The sequence below is a fragment of the Staphylococcus sp. HMSC34C02 genome, assembly GCF_001838705.1.
In the GTDB taxonomy this organism is placed as follows: domain Bacteria; phylum Bacillota; class Bacilli; order Staphylococcales; family Staphylococcaceae; genus Staphylococcus; species Staphylococcus borealis.
Window position 1 is genome coordinate 78,391 of record NZ_KV838566.1, and the last position, 18,249, is coordinate 96,639.

Sequence of the window (18,249 nt, forward strand, 5' to 3'; positions counted from 1 at the left end):
CGACGAATTCAAAAGAATTCTGTCCCACTCCCTTCTTTTACTCATCATTTATTTTAATGGGTGCATGCCATCTTTCCACGTATTATAGATTAATGTACCACCTTGTGCTTTAAACTTGTCATTTTTAATACCACGTTCAAATGATTGTGCTGGTTGGATAGTGACTTTAGGATCAACACCAACTTCTTTCGCATACCATTCTGCAAATTCTGATCCTTTTACTGGCGCGTCATCTGCAACGTTATAAATACCATTATCAAAATTCATCGCCTGAATAGATACTTCAACAGCATCATCTAAATGAATAAATGATGTAACACCATCTGATAATGTTACTTCACCGTTTTTAAATTGGTTATAAATCATACCGTCTTTACCGTACCATGTCCCTGGTCCGTATAACCATCCAAAGCGAAGTACAACATAGTGATCCATACGTGCCGTTTCTTTTTCTAGTCCAACCACACCGTCTACTGTAATTTTTCTATCTCCATCTGAATGATTATCTAGTGGTGTTTCTTCAGTCGCAAGACCTTCACCAGGTTCATACATAAAGCCGATACTTTGTGCCACCACTTTTTTGACATCATACTTCAACGCAGCGTCCGTTAGATTTTTACCACCTTCTACACGTACTTTCGTGTTTGCGGCCATGTCGACATTTTTTAAATCTGTAATTTGATTAATAATAATATCCGGTCGGAAGTCACCCACTGCTGCATCAATGGTATCTGCTTTTAAGATATCGCCAATATACGCTTTGGCACCTAATCCTTCTAATTTCGCTTTCCCCTTCTCAGATGTTGTAAATCCAGCTACTTCATAGCCTTCTTCAATCAAACGTTGTGTTAAACGTGTTCCAATTAATCCTGTGGCACCTGTAATAAATATTTTAGTCATTTTTATACGCACCTTTCTATTTCTCTTTTTTAAAAAATGAATAACTTAATGTTACTACTTACTTGAATCTCTAATCATATCGATTGTATTCATCCATACGATATGACCAAACAGCTCTGAAAGTCGTTCCTCATATGGTAAATCTTTAACCTGTGGCGTCAATGACAATTTAGGCAAAAGATATTCATGAAATGCAATATGAATCGCAATGCCAATTAACGAACCTTTTAAAGCTGTAATAGTTGGGAATCGTTCAGCTAATAAGCCATATGCAAACGCGTTTGCTACAGAGAAGCCATAATGAATCCCCATAACTGTTACTGGAATATCGTTGCCGTTATAATGATATGTTGCGTTCTTTATTGAGTCTGGTAATCCTAGCTGATTCAATAATGTCATTGGTGGCGTTTCTTGCTCACGTTCTGGTGTTCTAGGTGGGATAAGTGCTTCCCAACCAATTTTAACTGCACCACTGAGTAATCCACCTACAATCGTTGTAACGATAATACGTTGCGTTGAACGATTCATTCTAATAACAGCTCCTTCACATTCACTTAATCTTCTTCTACCCGTTTACGACTATTTTATAATCATTCATGTTTCAATAAGGGTTAAGCGTATCACTTTTTATGACAAAGATATAATGATTCGATTTAAAAAAGCGAGGTGTGGCACAGGACAATGCTTTAAATTTGTCGTCCTACGCTCGTAATCTCGCTTCAAAATATATCTATATTAAAATAACCTCATAACGTCGCCTTAATTGTTGACCTATTCATTATCAAACGTATATAACAACACACTATTCGGCATGGCGTTGTTGCTCTTTTGCATGGACCATATTGGCTACAAATTGGTTAACAGGAGCATCAATATGATGTTCTTTACCTAGTTGAGCTACCGCGCCGTTAATATAATCAATTTCTGTTAAACGATTATTATTAATCAAATCTTGATACATAGATGGATAATGAGGACCTACCTTCTCATTTAAATCGATAAGATAATGGTAAACTTCATCACCGTTTAAATGCACACCATCTACCGTTGCAACTTGTACAATTTCTTGCGTTATTTTATAAATAAGTTGTTTCGCATAATCACTCTCATTTAAATTAGATAAGCGACACTCTAAAATTGTACAAAGCGCATTCGCAGTTCCATTGACACAAATCTTCTTCCAAATAGATTGTTGTAAATGCTCACTTTTATGTGGGTTAAGACCTGATTGTGCTAAGAGGTCATATACCACGTCAACATTAGCTTGACCTTCAGGTACGAGTGCACCGATTTCAACTGGCCCTGCACCCATTAAATGTGTATGTCCTGGAGATTCTAGTCCGGCAGTCCATGTCGTAACGCCACGTACGATACGCGCTTCATTCACATATTGCTTAATTAAACGTTCGTGCTTCAAACCATTCATCGTACAAACCATAATCGTCTTGTCATGAATGTGTGCTTTAATGTGCGTCAACATATCTTGCAACTGCATCGCTTTAGTGAATAAAAAGATAACATCAAATTGTGCATCCTGTGGAATAGCATTATGTGGATACATCGTCATTTTAAGATGATGTGCTTCACCATTAATATCTATATGTAACCCATCTTGTTTGACTGCTGTCGCTTGTGGCTCCCATCCATCGATTAATGTTACATCATACCCTTGGCGATATAGCATCGCACCAAATCCGCTTCCTAATGCACCAGAACCTGCAATTGCTATTTTCATAAGTCATGACTCCTTTTTCTAATGATGTTTTTAAAATACTACTTTAGTGATTAAGCGTCAATATTATAAACACAATATTCATAATTTTTAGATAACTAATCGTGAATCACATTTCAATTAAAAAAAACATACCGAACTCAAATTGAGTTCGGTATCTTAATGAAGTATAAACGCTTTAATATATTGATAAAACGAACTGTCCCGATTAATTTGTACTAAGTTTCTTCGGTACTAATATCAAGATAACTATAAATGCGGTTAAGGCAATACCGGCATTAAATAACACACCAGCGGCGCCACCTAATTGTAAATTCATGAATGATGCGCCAAATCCAAAGATAGTACTAGACATCGCAACACCAAACGCGTTACCTAAAGATGATGCCATTTTATATAATCCCGATGCCACCCCTACTTTGTCGTCAGGTGCTTCCGCAACGGCAGTATCTGTAGAAGGTGTCGCATAAGTACCTAAACCAATACCAAATAATAAGTAACCTATAATACTTGAAATAATATAAGCAATATCTGGTAAGAATGTTAACGATAATAGTAATAGTCCTAAGAATGAGAAACCACTACCTACTAATAACGGCTTTTTAGCACCTAGTTTTTGTAATAATTTCTCACCGACACGAATCATGATAAGCACGGCTACAAGGTACGTGATTGAGATTAATCCTGCTTGTAATGAACTAAAACCTAATTGACTTTGATAATACGTATTAACAACAATAAGTGTACCACCAGCAACACCGTTTAACATGAAGTTTGATAATGTCGCACCACTATAGCCTTTATTTTTGAAAATATGAAAATCAACAAGTGGATTTTCCGTTTTCAATTCTCTTATGATAAATAGAATACCTGCAACAATAAATACAACGCCAAGTGATAAAATCATTGGTGAGAACAATCCACGATCTGCAGCTTGCGTAACCATTACGTTAACACTTAATAGTGTGATAACTAATAATATTAAACCAGTCACGTCAAATTTAGCTTTAGTTTCATTTTCACTAGGTTCAACTTTAGTCTCGGGTGTATGTTTAATTAAGAAAAAGGCTAAAATTGAAAGTGCAATTGAAACAATAAAAATCCACTGCCAACCAATGGTTGAGGCCATAAAACCACCAAATAATGAACAAATACCACTACCGCCCCAAGAACCTATAGACCAGTAACTTACAGCGCGTTGTCTTTCTTTTCCTATGTAATATTCATTAATGATCGCAAGTGTTGACGGCATAATTAAAGCACCAGATAAACCTTGTAACGCACGACCTACTAATAGTAACCATGCGACAGGTGCAATGATTAAACACAATGATCCAATAACATTTAATGCTAAGCCGATGTATGTCATTTTCACTCGACCTAATTTGTCTGCAATATCCCCTGCACCTACGATAAATAATCCAGAGAATAATGCTGTTAAACTAATGGCAATATTAATCGTACCCATGTCTGTATTAAATGATGATTGCAACGTTGGTACAACGTTAACTAATGATTGTGCAAATAACCAGAACGTAAGTACACCAATGATAATACCAATTAGTAATTTATTATCTCCCCTAAATTGTTTTGAAGACTCCATCTCGAAAAATTCCTCCTAAATTACCCTAAAACTAATCTACTCAAGTAGATTTACCTCATCGTAAATCATTTCTTTGAGTGTCATATATTTTATGTAGCACTATTTAATAAGTTCCCTATTTCTATAATTTATTAACATGCGTATCCTGCCTTACATCATCTGACGTTCGCTTATGAAAGATACAACACTCACTTAAGAAATTAGTTTATATTGAAAACCTTATCATAATTAAGAAGAAATGACTTAATAAAATACTCTAATTTTTTCAATAATTATTTTTCATAACATACTCAAAAGCGCAATAAACCAATTATTAGATACCTATAAATTATAACTTTTAATTTTAAACTATTAAGTTAAAATTATCCATATTATAATTAAAGAAAGAACAAGTATTTTAACTGAAACTACAATGAATAGGTGCTTACAATGTTTAATTTATTTATATTATTGCTTGAACGTGTAGGGTTAATTATTATTATTGCTTATATATTAATGAATATTAATCACTTTAAAACGATGATGGGCGAACGCGACAAATTACGTTCTCAATGGCAATTGACTATATTATTCGTCCTATTTGCTATCACTTCAAATTTCACTGGCATTGAAATTGAAAATGGACATATTGTATCTAGTAATATTTATTACCACCTTAACGACGATGCTTCTATGGCAAATACGCGTGTATTAACAATTGGGATGTCAGGTTTAATTGGTGGTCCTTTTGTAGCAATTATTGTCGGTATTGTATCAGGGCTATTTCGCCTTTATATCGGCGGTGCAAATGCGTATACTTACCTTATTTCATCTATAATTATCGCACTCATATCGGGATTTTATGGTTACCGTACGATGCGTCGTTATACTTATCCAACTGTTTTAATGGGTGCTTTAATTGGCGCATTAAACGAAGCCATTCAAATGGCATGTATTCTGATTTTTGCCAATGATACAACTGCTGCATGGTCACTTGTTCAATTTATTGCATTACCTATGATTTTGATTAACAGTATTGGGACAGCTATCTTCTTATCCATTATCCTTTCAACATTGAAACAAGAAGAGCAAACACGTGCGATTCAAACCCATGATGTCTTTGAAATAGCCAATAAAACTTTACCTTATTTCAGATCCGGTTTAACGGCACAGTCTGCACGTCCAGTTGCTGAAATTATTCTAAAGTTAATGAATGTATCGGCAGTCGCCATCACAAATAGAAAGGATATTTTAACACATGTTGGTGTCGCTAGTGACCATCACGTTGCTAAAAAGGCCATTATTACCGATTTATCTAAGGAAGTGATTCAAACGGGACAATTAAAAGAAGCCCATTCCAAAGAAGAAATCGGATGCCATAACCCGAATTGTGCTTTAGAATCTGCGATTGTTATCCCTTTAATGACCAACCAAGAAGTCGTTGGAACATTAAAATTTTATTTCACTAATGAATATGACAATACGACATCAACGAAACAACTGGCACGTGGTTTAGCTGACATCTTTTCAAGTCAATTAGAATTGGGACAAGCGGAAATGCAGAGTAAGCTATTAAAAGATGCTGAAATCAAGTCGCTACAAGCACAAGTTAATCCCCACTTCTTCTTTAATGCGATTAATACGATTTCAGCACTCGTACGTATTGATAGTGAAAAGGCTAGAAAGTTATTATTACAATTGAGTCAATTCTTTAGATCCAATCTACAAGGTGCTCGTAATAACACCATTACATTAGATAAAGAGTTACAACAAGTAGAGGCCTATTTAGCATTAGAACAAGCTCGATTCCCTGATCGCTTTACGATTAAATATCACATTGATGCCGCTTGTCATCATGTGCTCATCCCACCTTTCATTATTCAAATCTTGGTTGAAAATGCGATAAAGCATGCCTTTAAACATCGTCGAAAAGATAACATCATTGATGTGCATGCACACTATGATGACGACGTATTAACATTAATGGTTCGTGATAATGGAAATGGAATTGAGGATCATAAGTTACCATTAATCGGACAAATGAGTGTTGACTCAGAGACAGGAACAGGAAGTGCCTTAGAAAATTTAAACAGACGTTTAATTGGATTGTACGGTACAACAGCAGGATTACAGTTTGATTCAACCGAACTAGGAACGACGGTAAGTTGCCATATACCAACACATGTTATAAAGGAGGATATTTAAGTGAAGACGTTAATTGTTGATGATGAACCATTAGCTCGCAATGAGCTTCATTATTTACTCAATGAAATCTCAGGATTTAACGTTATTGATGAGGCAGAAAATATTGAAGAAACATTAGAAAAACTTTTATCTGAAACCTATGATTTAGTCTTTTTAGATATTAATCTTATGGATGAAAGTGGTATTGATTTAGCACAAAAAATCAAAAAAATGAAACATCCCCCACATATTATTTTCGCAACAGCACATGACACATTCGCAGTTAAAGCCTTTGAACTTGATGCAATAGATTATATCCTTAAACCGTTTGAACTCGAGCGTATCGAACAAGCAGTAAATAAAGTTAAGCAGGCGACGTCCAATAAGCAAGGATTTAGTCAAACAACGATTGAATCTCCAACGCCATCGTTGCAAACGGATGACAGTCATCATGGTGATCAGACGGTATTACCCATCGAAATGAACGAACGCATCTACGTGATTCGAATCGATGACATCACAGCCGTTTCTGTCAACAATGGTATCACAACCATTAATACAACACAGCGCACGTATCAAACAACTGAGCCACTAAATTACTATGAAAAGAAATTGCCAAGTCATCTATTTATTAAAATTCATCGTGCCACTATCATTAATAAAATGCATATTGATAGTGTTGAGCATTGGTTCAATTATACTTATCAAGTCACTATGTCATCAGGCGATAAATTTCAAGTCAGTCGTTCATTTATGAAGACCTTTAAACATGAAATTGGACTTGCCTAATATAAATTTAAAATATTCATTATTAAACATATTCATAGCATTAGTATTTAATCTGATGAAGTCAAGATGACGTTCTAGGTCTTACTTCATCCATGGTTAAATACTTTTTTATTGTTTGAATCACATACATTTATCGTTGATGCATTCTTTTGATTTTCAAGTTGAATATGATGCAACTCACATACGAATTTTTGCAAGTCACTGCCAAAAGACACAAAAGTAAACGTTTTCATAATATCCTGTTTGTAAGGGAAAGAGAAAGGGAGCGTTAAAATATGGCAAATGAACAATCACAAAGTAATGCACGCAAAAGTAATCATAAGTTGACGAAAACGTATAATTTCTTTCAGCAAGCATTAACCATTGCTATCGTATTATTTATTTCGAAAATCATTGAAAGTTTCATACCATTTCCAATGCCAGCATCAGTTATAGGACTTGTTTTACTATTCATCCTATTATGCACTGGTATTGTTAAACTAGGCCAAGTTGAAGATGTGGGTACAGCATTAACGAATAGCATTAGCTTCCTATTCGTGCCGGCTGGAATTTCTGTTATCAATTCTTTACCAATACTAAGCCAACATCCAATTTTAATATTATTATTAATCATTATTTCAACATTATTATTACTAATATGTATCGGATTTGTTTCACAATTATTCGTAACAAAAACATTGTTCCCATCTAAAGAACAAAACGAACAAACTAAACTTGGGGAGGGTAACTAATGGTAGAGCATTTAGGTATAACAACACCTTATTTTGGTATCTTAGTTTCATTAATACCATTTGTTATTGCACAATATTTTTATAAAAAAACGAATGGTTTCTTCTTATTAGCACCGCTATTCGTAGCTATGGTTGCGGGAATTGTATTCTTAAAAGTAACAGGCATTAGCTATGAACATTATAAAATTGGTGGGGATATTATTAACTTCTTCTTAGAACCAGCAACCATTAGTTTTGCTATCCCTTTATATAAAAAACGTGATGTCCTCAAAAAATATTGGTTACAAATTTTTGGTGGGATCGCAATTGGTACGTTAATCGCATTAATTTTAATATACTTAGTAGCTACTGTATTCCGTTTAGGAGATCAAATCAGTGCTTCAATGTTACCTCAGGCTGCTACAACAGCCATTGCCCTTCCAGTATCTGAAGGTATTGGTGGTGTCAAAGAGCTAACATCATTAGCAGTCATCCTTAATGCCGTTGTCATTTCTGCATTAGGTACTAAAATTGTTAAGTGGTTTAAAATATCAAATCCAATCGCACGTGGCTTAGCACTTGGTACAAGTGGTCACACATTGGGTGTAGCTGCAGCTAAAGAACTTGGTGAAACTGAAGAATCTATGGGCAGTATTGCCGTAGTTATCGTTGGTGTCATTATCGTTGTCATCGTTCCACCATTAGCGTCAATCTTATTCTAGATATAAAGAAAGCCTGGGACAAAAATTGATGTCTCAGGCTTTCTTTATATATTGGCAGTAGTTGACTGAATTAAAAATGCACTTGTAACAAGCTTTTTTTAATTCTAGTCAACCTTGCCGGGGTGGTACAACGAAATAAATTTTGAAAAATTTTATTTCTGTTCCACTCCCTTTTCTGTTTATTCCAAACTGCTATAGCCAAATCGTTCATTCCATTTCACACACTTACGTCAATACTTCTAATGATTGAAATCAAAGTATTACTGTATGTGGTGAGCATCATTAATTGATACTTTGTACTTGATTCTCGCGTTTTTTATTTTTATTCGTTGGATCAAGTTTCTTTTCTAAGAAACGTAATCCTAAATCGATAATAATCGCGATGAATGCTATTGGAATGGCACCTGCAAGGATATATACAGTACCGTCAGTAGAGTTCGTACCACGTATGATGATATCTCCTAATGTTGATGCCCCAATAAATGAGCCAATGGCCACAATACCTATCGCTACAACTAGCGCAATACGAATACCGCCGATAATAACGGATAAGGACAATGGCAACTCAATCATGCGCATAACCTGATTTTTAGTCATACCCATGCCTTTACCTGCATCTTTAATATTGTAGTCCACTTCAGTGATACCTGTGTACGTATTCTTAATAATCGGAAGTAACGCATATAAGAATACTGCAAACACTACAGTGTTAGGTCCTAATCCAAGCGCCAACATGAGTATTGCTAACATTGCAATTGCTGGTACGGTTTGAATAATATTCGCAATAGTAATGATAGGCCATGACAATTTCGTATATCTTGAAATTAAAATCCCTATCGGAATACCAATAATACAAGCAAATAAAACACCATAAATAGACATTAATAAATGCTTGAAAAAGAGTTCCATGAGATAGCCAAAGTTTAAGGTATAGTATTCATAAAGCGAGCTTAACAAGTTACCTTTCATTATTTTTGACCACCTTTCTTACTATCATCTTCAAAATAGTTATGTTTTTTCACATATTCTTCTGCAATAACGGCTGGTTCTTTCCCTTTGCCATCCGCTTCATAATTTAGTTTTTGCATTTCTTTCGTACTAATTTGTCCCTGTAATTTTTTCAATGCTTCATCAATTTCAGGATGATCTTTAATTAATTTTTCAGTTGCCAATGGACTTCCATCATAAGGTGGGAAGAATTTACGATCGTCTTTTAAAATTTTTAAATCATACGCAGCAATACGTCCATCAGTTGAATAACCAACTGCCACGTCTAATTTTTTATTTTTTAATGCATCGTACACTAAACCAATTTGCATTGGACGCGCACTCGCAAATTTGAATCCATATTCTTTTTGGAAAGCTGGGTAGCCATCACCTGCACGGTTCATCCATTGTGTATCCATACCTAGACGTAAGTCATCTTTATATTTTTCTAAGTCAGATACTTTTTCTAAATTGTATTTCTCAGCAACGTCTTTGGTCACCATAAATGCATACGTATTTTCAAATCCAAATGAGTCATAATATTTTTGATTGTATTTTTCTTTAAATAATCTTTGTGACTCTGACATTGCTTTTTTCGTATCTTTAGTTGGTGGTGCATCCAGTACACTTGTTAATTCAGTCCCTGTATATCGAACTGAAGACATATTCACATCTCCGCGTTGTAACGCATTATGTTGAATAATACTTGATCCTAAATTACCAACAATTGTAGGTTTAATTTTGCCGTTTGTATAATGTTCTATCATTAACTTTTCAATGTTTGCCATAATTTTCGTTTCACTTGTTTCTGTGGCAGTAATTTTCACACTATCTTTCCCGTCACCATCGCCTAATCCTGGTAAGCTACATCCAGATAATACGATGAGAGACATTGCAAGAAGTATGAAAGTCAATTTAAGCTTTTTCATAATTTTAAAATCCTCCCTTTGTATTTATCTAGATACTTTTAACCCTTTAGGCACAGCCCACTTTTCAATTAAAGAAAGTATGAAATCTACAAGTAATGCGAGACATGTTACTAGAATGGCAGCACTGATAATCATTGGCGGTTGATATAAATTCAAGCCGTTAAAGACTAAATCACCTAGTCCACCTGCACCAACATAACTTGCTAATGTTGCCCAACTAATAACGTAAACACTAGATAAACGTATTCCACTAATGATAAGTGGTAAGGCTAAAGGTAATTCAACATCTTTCATTAACTGCATCTTCGTCATACCCATACTTGTTCCAGCTTGTATGATATTCTTATCAATATTTTGTACACCTAGAACAGTGTTATTTAAAATGGGTAATAATACATAAATGAATAATGCGACAATCGCTGGCGTCTTACCTACACCAAAGATTGGAATCATAATGGCTAATACGGCTAACGTCGGTATCGTTTGAAGCACACCCGCAATCGTTAACACTACATTTGCAGTACGCTTAGTCTTAGATAATAGAATGCCTAGTGGTACCGCAACTACAATCGCAATTAACAGTGCGATAATAGATATGTAGAAGTGTTCAATCGTTTTTGATACGAGTTGGCTTCCATATTCTTGGAAAAATTGGCGCATTAGCGATCAACTCCTGATTGGTCAGAATCCTTTACATCTTGTGTGTCTAATCTGTCTGTGACATCTTGCTGTTTAGACGTCGCGTCATGAGGTCTTTCTTGTGCTTGTTCTTTTTTATTGATATGACCTAACTCATTTTCACGTTGAACGGCATTCATATGTGTATCAGATAAAATCATCTCATCATCTTGTTCACCCCAAATAGAGTCATAAACAATGTCAACAAGATTTGCACGTGTAATCAGACCAATGAGTGCATTATCATTATCTACAACCGGTACGTTTCTTACATTTCGTTTAAGTATCGTACGTACAGAGTCTTGTAATTTAGAATCAATATGTACTTTATAAACATCACGCTGCATCGTATCGATTAATTCTTTACGTTGGCGTAAACCTTGATTGATATCTTCAATATCTAAAAATCCGAGTAAATGTTGATGGTTATTTACAACAAAAATCGTATCTACACGTCTCTGTCTCATAATATTGACCGCGTCATTCAATGTGTCATTTGCGTTAACAGTGACCGGTTTAATCATTGCATCTTCAACAGTTCTCATATTTGGACGATCTTGAATTAATCTATTTTGACCAATAAATTCTTTTACGAAATCATTCGCTGGATTTCTAAGAATATTATCTGGTGTATCATACTGCACAACTTTCCCCTTAGACATAATACAAATTCGGTCTGCAAGTTTAATTGCTTCGTCCATATCATGTGTAACGAAGATAAATGTTTTGCCTAACTTTTTCTGAAGGTCTTTAACTAAATCTTGTAACGTATCTCTCGTAATCGGATCTAATGCACCAAAAGGCTCGTCCATTAAGATAATATCTTGTTCAGCCGCTAATGCACGCACAACACCAATACGTTGTTGTTGACCACCTGATAACTCAGATGGATAGCGATCTAAATAATCTTCAGGTAAATCTACAAGTTTAATTAACTCTTTCGCTTTAGCATCTTTCTTTTCTTTAGACCATTTAAGCAACTTTGGTACTAACACGATGTTTTCTCGTATAGTCATATGTGGCATCAATCCAATTTGTTGAATTACATACCCAATGCTACGGCGTAATTCAACTGGATTCATATTTCGAACATTCTTGCCATTCATTTCAATTGTCCCATCAGTAGCTTCAATCATTCTATTGATCATTCGTAAAGCAGTCGTTTTCCCACTACCACTTGTCCCAATAAACGCAATAAATTCACCTGATTCAATATCTAATGAAATATTATCTACAGCTTTTTTATTGCCAGCATAAATCTTTGTTAAGTTCTTAATACTTAGCGTCATTAGATTGCTCCTCCCTATTGTTGCAAGATAAAAAAGCTCAAAATACAAAAGGCCAGTAGTCCCATTGTTAAACAAATACGTAATAAGTTAAACAAGAGCCACACGGCCTTTGCTTCATAAAATTTTATTAAATTCAATTGGAATATCATTCGAGCGTTTTCCATCTTTAATTTTTATATACCCTATATAATTTTTTGAAACATTTTTTATATAAAATGATTAAAAATGTTCACAATTGCAATTTTTTAAGTTTTATTCAAGCATGATTGTGATAAAAAATATTTAAAAATAAAGTTGCCTACAATAAAATTCATCAAATTGTCATATTTATTCAAATAAATCATTTAAAGCTGGATTCAAAATTGCATTCTAATATCAATAGTATTAGTCTATAAGTGTAATAAGTATTTATTGAAGGGATGTTGTAATAATGAAAGCAGCAGTATGGTATGGTCAAAAAGATGTTCGCGTGGAAGATCGTGAACCTAAGCAATTAAAAGACAACGAAGTAAAAGTAAAAGTATCATGGGCCGGCATTTGCGGAACTGATTTACATGAATACTTAGAAGGACCAGTCTTCATCTCTACAGATAAACCTGATCCACTACTTGGACAAAAAGCACCTGTTACTTTAGGACATGAGTTCTCAGGCGTTGTTGAAGAAGTTGGTAAAGACGTTACAAAATATAAAAAAGGCGATCGCGTCGTTGTTAACCCAACTGTATCTAAACATGAGAAAGATGAAAGCGTTGATTTATATGATGGCTATTCATTTATCGGTTTAGGTTCTGACGGTGGCTTTGCTGAATTTACAAATGCACCAGAAGAGAATGTCTATGCATTACCTGAAAGCGTATCAGATAAAGAAGGTGCATTAGTTGAACCAACAGCCGTTGCGGTTCAAGCAGTTAAAGAAGGTAAATTATTATTTGGAGATACAGTTGCAGTATTTGGTGCTGGCCCAATTGGTTTATTAACAATTGTTGCGGCTAAAGCAGCTGGAGCAAGTAAAATCTTTGTATTTGATTTATCTGAAGAACGCCTAGCTAAAGCGAAAGAAGTCGGTGCGACTCACGTAGTCAATTCTGGTAACACAAATCCTGTAGACTTTATTAATGAACATACTGACAACGGTGTAGATGTAACATTTGAAGTTGCTGGTGTTGGTGTAACATTATCTCAATCAATTCAAGTAACACGTCCAAGAGGTACTGTTGTTATCGTATCTATCTTTGCACATGCAGTTGATTTCGACCCAATGTTATTAACTAACTCAGGTGTTCAATTGACATCTACAATTGCTTACTCACCTACTACATTCCAACAAACAATTGATTTAATTGCGAACGGAAGCTTAGACGTTAAGAGCGTCGTAACAGATGAAATCGAATTAGAACATATTGTTCAATCTGGATTCGAACAATTAGTAAATGATAAATCACAAGCTAAAATTTTAGTTAAATTAAATGGCTAATTGAAGAGAAATCGGGACATAAATGTTTAGGATTTAAGCAGAACCGAACGACGAGTAAAATTTTTTCAAATTTTGTCGAATCGTGAGTGGCTCTGCCGATGATCCTACTTTTAAGACGTCGTTTGACGGTCGTCTTAAAACACATTATGTCCCGATCTTTTTTTATTCTCTTTTTATTTATCGTACATGCCTTTACCTTCAAGAATATGGTCGATATACTTTTCAACTCTATTTTGTCTTGTTTGGCTACGTTTCGCTTGTGAAATGTGATACATGTACTGGTGCTGTCTGCCAGGCGTTAATTGATAAAATGCCTCTTCTAATTTTGGATCATCATTAAATGCTTGTTGTAATTCTTCAGGCATGTCATAGTCTTCTGTCTTCTTCATTTCAACTTTCTTGCCCGCTTTTTCTGTTTTAATGGCTTCATCAATATAATATAAAATTTCGTCTCGACGCAGTTTAATCTCATCTAATGTTTCAAAACGTAATTGTCTTGCTGCTTGAACACGCTCTGTTTGCTGAATTAACGATTTATATTTATCTTCTAAAATTGCACCTTTATGAAACAATAAGGCTACATAATGCTTAAAACCATGGATCGTAATAACATTTTTATCATTAATTGTATAAGTCGGATGCATCCATTTATATGTTTCTTCTAATTCTGACTCATTAAAGATTAAATTTCTTAAATATTGATAAGCTTCTTGCCACTGACTCTCCTTTTCAAGAAAAGTTAACACCTGTTTATCGGATTGTTTCTCTGACACCTTAGTCACCCCATATCGTTAGTTTGATAACAATACAATCATTATATTATTTAAGTCAACCAATAACTATTTATAACACAATCATTTGTAAATTTACAAAATCATAAATTGACTAATGAAATGATAAGCGTATAATTATAACGTATCATTTTTGATGAATATTAAAATAACATAAAGGAGTATTTATGGGACAAAATAATAACGAAGGTAAAATCAATCTGGTCCAACTTGTTTTGTTAGGATTAGGAAGTTTAATTGGTTCAGGCTGGTTATTTGGTGCATGGGAAGCTTCTTCTGCAGCTGGTCCTGCAGCCATATTATCTTGGATTATCGGGTTTATCGTTATAGGAACGATTTCTTATAACTATATCGAAATAGGAACAATGTTCCCTCAATCTGGTGGTATGAGTAACTATGCTCAATATTCACACGGTTCATTGCTAGGCTTTATTGCCGCTTGGGCAAACTGGGTATCATTAGTTACAATCATTCCTATTGAAGCTGTGTCTGCTGTTCAATATATCAGTTCATGGCCATGGGATTGGGCGAAACCAACTTCTGCATTAATGCATAATGGCTCAATTAGTACAACAGGTTTATTCGCTGTGTACGTCATTATCATTATTTTTTCATTATTAAACTATTGGTCTGTTAAATTATTAACATCATTCACAAGTTTAATTTCGTTCTTTAAATTAGGTGTACCGTTATTAACAATTATTATGTTAATGCTTTCAGGTTTCGACACAAGCAATTACGGTTCTTCTATAGGCGAATTTATGCCGTATGGTAGTGCACCTATCTTTGCGGCAACAACAACATCAGGGATTATCTTCTCATTTAATGCATTCCAAACCATCATTAATATGGGATCAGAAATTAAGAACCCTGAAAAGAATATTGCACGTGGTATTGCCATTTCTTTAACATTAAGTGCCATTTTGTACATCATACTACAAAGCACATTTATTACATCAATGCCACAATCAATGATTAGCGAACACGGTTGGAGTGGTATTAACTTCAATTCACCATTCGCAGATATGGCAATCCTATTAGGCATTAACTGGTTAGCTATCTTGCTATACATCGAAGCGGTTGTGTCACCATTCGGTACTGGCGTATCATTCGTTGCGATTACTGGTCGCGTATTAAACGCGATGGAACGTAATGGTCATATTCCTAAATTCTTAGGTAAAATTAACACAACGTATAATATCCCACGAGTAGCTATCGTATTTAATGCCATCATCAGTATGGTTATGGTTACATTATTCCGTGATTGGGGCGTACTTGCTGCCGTTATTTCAACAGCAACACTAGTCGCTTACTTAACAGGTCCAACAACCGTCATGTCATTACGTGAAATGGGACCTAAATTGCATCGTCCATTCCGAGGCGCTATGTTAAAAGTGATGGCACCATTATCCTTTGTACTTGCGTCATTAGCAATTTATTGGGCAATGTGGCCAACAACTGCCGAAGTTATTTTCATCATTATTTTAGGATTACCAATTTATTTCTTCTATGAATATAAAATGAATTGGAAAAACACTAAAAAGCAAATCGGCGGTAGTATGTGGATTATCGTATACTTAATCCTATTGGCTTGTATGTCATTTATCGGTAGTAAAGAGTTTAAAGGTATGAACTTTATTCATTATCCTTATGATTTCTTAGTTATTATCGTGTTAGCACTTGTCTTCTATAGAATTGGTATTACAAGCCACTTCAAGAGTGTTTATTATAAACGCGCTAAGAAAATCAATAAACAAATGAAAGAAGATACAATGGAAGCAGAACAACAAGAAGCTGATAGAAAAGAAGCTGAACAACAGAATAATTAATCTGACCATCCTAAGTATGCCTTTGCGCATACTTAGGTTTTTTAATATGATATAGCACAAATTTTAATTTCATTGTCCCAATCTATTTTTACATTCATACGTCATGGTATAGTTAAATTAATTCGTAAGTGTAGGTGATGATTTAGTGGTAACGATTAATACAACAGCTGGTTCCTTTCAAGGGGTAACACATCATAATATAGAACAATTTCTAGGTATACCTTATGCACAGCCGCCGATTGGTAATCGCCGTTTCAAACATGCTAGCCCACGATATAGCTATGATACGTTAGTTGATGCAACGCGCTTTAGAGCCATCCCACCACAACCGTACAATAAGTTAGAAACATTCTTTTCATCTAAACAACATACGTTCAAACAGGATGAAGATTGTTTATATTTAAATATTTGGCGTCAATCGTCTGGTAAATCTAAGAAGCCTGTTATCATTTATTTTTATGGTGGTGGCTTTGTGAATGGTCACGGTTCGGCCGAATTATATACACCAGAACATATTGTTGCCCAACATGATGTCATTGTAATTACATTTAACTATCGATTAGGTGCCTTAGGCTTTCTAGATTGGTCTTATTTTAATGCGCAGTATGATAAAAATAACGGCCTATCTGATCAGATTGCGTTATTAAAATGGGTTGCACACTTTATTGAATACTTTGATGGCGATCCTAACAATGTCACATTATGCGGACAATCCGCAGGCAGTATGAGTATTCAAGCTTTAATGCAGCAACCGCAACTGGATCACTATTACCACCAAGTCATGTTATTAAGTGGCGTATTACAGCTAGATTCCGTAGAAACAGGTGTGCACAAAGCTAAACACTTCGATGCCTTAATCCAACAGCACTTCTCCGGAAAAAGCATACACGATTTAGACACGCAAGCATTGCTACAGTTAATGGCATATGATGAACAAGCACGTGGCAAATCCAAAGGCTTAGAATTAATATATCAACCGATTAACGAGACAACGATGTGCCGTCCACTTGCTCACTTTAATAAACCTGTTGTGTTAGGCTACACAAAGGATGAAGGTGATTGTTATATCCGCAATGAATCACGTAAACTTGAGCCACAGCGTTTTGTTAATGTGATGAAATTGAATCATATCAACGTTGATTTTAATCATGTTCAAACGGGTCAACAACAAGCTGAAGCTGTGACAGCGTTATATTTTATAAGACCGACACTTAATTTGTTACACCAAATGCGTGAGAATCCGCGTCGTTGGCTAATACGATTTGATTGGGCTCGACCTGAGTATGTTGATTTCGCAAGCGCCTATCATATTTTAGACGTCGTCTTTTGGTTTGGTAAGATGGCTATACTTAAGGCGCATAACATCAAATTGCACACTTCCGATATTGAATTAAGCAAACGTATGATAAATGACATCGTTCATTATGCCACAACAGGTACCATGCCCTACGCACCCTATTCAATCGACCACACAGAACCACACATATACAATAATTAAAAAAAGGGAGCGGGACAGAATTCTTTTGAATTCGTCGTCCCACCCCCGCAAGGATGACTAGAACTGAGAAAAGCTTGATTTGAGCGCCTTCTCAGTTCAGTCAGCTACTGCGAATTTGCAAAATAGCTTCATTAGATTATTTTTGTCCCGGACTC

Annotated in this window: 16 protein-coding genes; 7 read left to right on the top strand and 9 right to left on the bottom strand. The window is 35.1% G+C overall.

Features of this window, described 5'->3' with window-relative positions:
* Positions 1-48 precede the first annotated feature (48 nt).
* The 4 genes from HMPREF3239_RS03190 to HMPREF3239_RS03205 all read right to left on the bottom strand — a co-directional run bounded on the left by HMPREF3239_RS03190 (position 49) and on the right by HMPREF3239_RS03205 (position 4,235).
* Positions 49-900, bottom strand: coding sequence for an NAD-dependent epimerase/dehydratase family protein (locus tag HMPREF3239_RS03190; protein WP_070854687.1), 852 nt, complete (start codon positions 898-900; stop codon positions 49-51).
* A 54-nt stretch (positions 901-954) separates the two neighbouring features.
* Entirely contained in the window at positions 955-1,428 is a 474-nt protein-coding gene (locus HMPREF3239_RS03195; protein WP_070854688.1) for a DUF1440 domain-containing protein, read from the bottom strand.
* 274 nt (positions 1,429-1,702) lie between these two features.
* Positions 1,703-2,635 (bottom strand): 2-dehydropantoate 2-reductase, encoded by a 933-nt coding sequence (locus HMPREF3239_RS03200; protein WP_070854689.1) that lies wholly within the window; start codon positions 2,633-2,635, stop codon positions 1,703-1,705.
* A gap of 205 nt (positions 2,636-2,840) precedes the next feature.
* Positions 2,841-4,235, bottom strand: coding sequence for an MFS transporter (locus HMPREF3239_RS03205; protein WP_053028735.1), 1,395 nt, complete (start codon positions 4,233-4,235; stop codon positions 2,841-2,843).
* A gap of 429 nt (positions 4,236-4,664) precedes the next feature.
* On the opposite strand from HMPREF3239_RS03205, the gene HMPREF3239_RS03210 reads away from it, so the two are divergent.
* From HMPREF3239_RS03210 to lrgB, 4 genes are all read left to right on the top strand, one after another.
* Positions 4,665-6,419 (top strand): sensor histidine kinase, encoded by a 1,755-nt coding sequence (locus HMPREF3239_RS03210; protein WP_070854690.1) that lies wholly within the window; start codon positions 4,665-4,667, stop codon positions 6,417-6,419.
* Entirely contained in the window at positions 6,420-7,187 is a 768-nt protein-coding gene (locus HMPREF3239_RS03215; RefSeq protein ID WP_070854691.1) for a response regulator transcription factor LytR, read from the top strand. It abuts the gene before it with no gap.
* Between the two features lie 275 nt (positions 7,188-7,462).
* The gene (lrgA, locus tag HMPREF3239_RS03220) at positions 7,463-7,918 is read left to right on the top strand and encodes an antiholin-like murein hydrolase modulator LrgA (RefSeq protein WP_053028738.1); all 456 of its coding nucleotides are present in this window, start codon (positions 7,463-7,465) and stop codon (positions 7,916-7,918) included.
* The gene (gene lrgB / locus HMPREF3239_RS03225) at positions 7,918-8,619 is read left to right on the top strand and encodes an antiholin-like protein LrgB (protein ID WP_053028739.1); all 702 of its coding nucleotides are present in this window, start codon (positions 7,918-7,920) and stop codon (positions 8,617-8,619) included. The genes lrgA and lrgB overlap by 1 nt, the downstream gene beginning before the upstream one ends.
* Positions 8,620-8,901: 282 nt before the next feature.
* Here lrgB and HMPREF3239_RS03230 read toward each other — a convergent pair whose 3' ends face one another.
* From HMPREF3239_RS03230 to HMPREF3239_RS03245, 4 genes are read right to left on the bottom strand one after another with little or no spacing between them, the layout of a single operon-like run.
* Entirely contained in the window at positions 8,902-9,588 is a 687-nt protein-coding gene (locus HMPREF3239_RS03230; protein WP_053028740.1) for an ABC transporter permease, read from the bottom strand.
* A complete protein-coding gene (locus HMPREF3239_RS03235; protein ID WP_053028741.1) occupies positions 9,588-10,535 on the bottom strand; it encodes an osmoprotectant ABC transporter substrate-binding protein in 948 nt (315 codons plus the stop codon). The genes HMPREF3239_RS03230 and HMPREF3239_RS03235 overlap by 1 nt, the downstream gene beginning before the upstream one ends.
* 24 nt (positions 10,536-10,559) lie before the next feature.
* Positions 10,560-11,195, bottom strand: coding sequence for an ABC transporter permease (locus tag HMPREF3239_RS03240; RefSeq protein ID WP_037535693.1), 636 nt, complete (start codon positions 11,193-11,195; stop codon positions 10,560-10,562).
* On the bottom strand, positions 11,195-12,502 hold the full coding sequence (locus HMPREF3239_RS03245) for a betaine/proline/choline family ABC transporter ATP-binding protein (protein ID WP_070854692.1): 1,308 nt from the start codon (positions 12,500-12,502) through the stop codon (positions 11,195-11,197). Before HMPREF3239_RS03245 ends, HMPREF3239_RS03240 begins: the two co-directional genes overlap by 1 nt.
* A gap of 430 nt (positions 12,503-12,932) precedes the next feature.
* Here HMPREF3239_RS03245 and HMPREF3239_RS03250 point away from each other — a divergent pair, with 430 nt between their 5' ends.
* Positions 12,933-13,976 carry a 2,3-butanediol dehydrogenase gene (locus HMPREF3239_RS03250; RefSeq protein WP_053028744.1) on the top strand — a complete coding sequence of 348 codons (1,044 nt, stop codon included), beginning with the start codon at positions 12,933-12,935 and terminating at the stop codon, positions 13,974-13,976.
* 173 nt (positions 13,977-14,149) lie between these two features.
* Here the strand turns inward: HMPREF3239_RS03250 and HMPREF3239_RS03255 are convergent, their stop codons facing one another.
* A complete protein-coding gene (locus HMPREF3239_RS03255) occupies positions 14,150-14,749 on the bottom strand; it encodes a YdeI/OmpD-associated family protein (protein ID WP_070854693.1) in 600 nt (199 codons plus the stop codon).
* A 185-nt stretch (positions 14,750-14,934) separates the two neighbouring features.
* Here HMPREF3239_RS03255 and HMPREF3239_RS03260 point away from each other — a divergent pair, with 185 nt between their 5' ends.
* Positions 14,935-16,596 carry an APC family permease gene (locus HMPREF3239_RS03260; RefSeq protein ID WP_070854694.1) on the top strand — a complete coding sequence of 554 codons (1,662 nt, stop codon included), beginning with the start codon at positions 14,935-14,937 and terminating at the stop codon, positions 16,594-16,596.
* A 145-nt stretch (positions 16,597-16,741) separates the two neighbouring features.
* Positions 16,742-18,094, top strand: a complete 1,353-nt coding sequence (locus HMPREF3239_RS03265; protein WP_070854695.1) for a carboxylesterase family protein — start codon at positions 16,742-16,744, stop codon at positions 18,092-18,094.
* Positions 18,095-18,249: the final 155 nt, after the last annotated feature.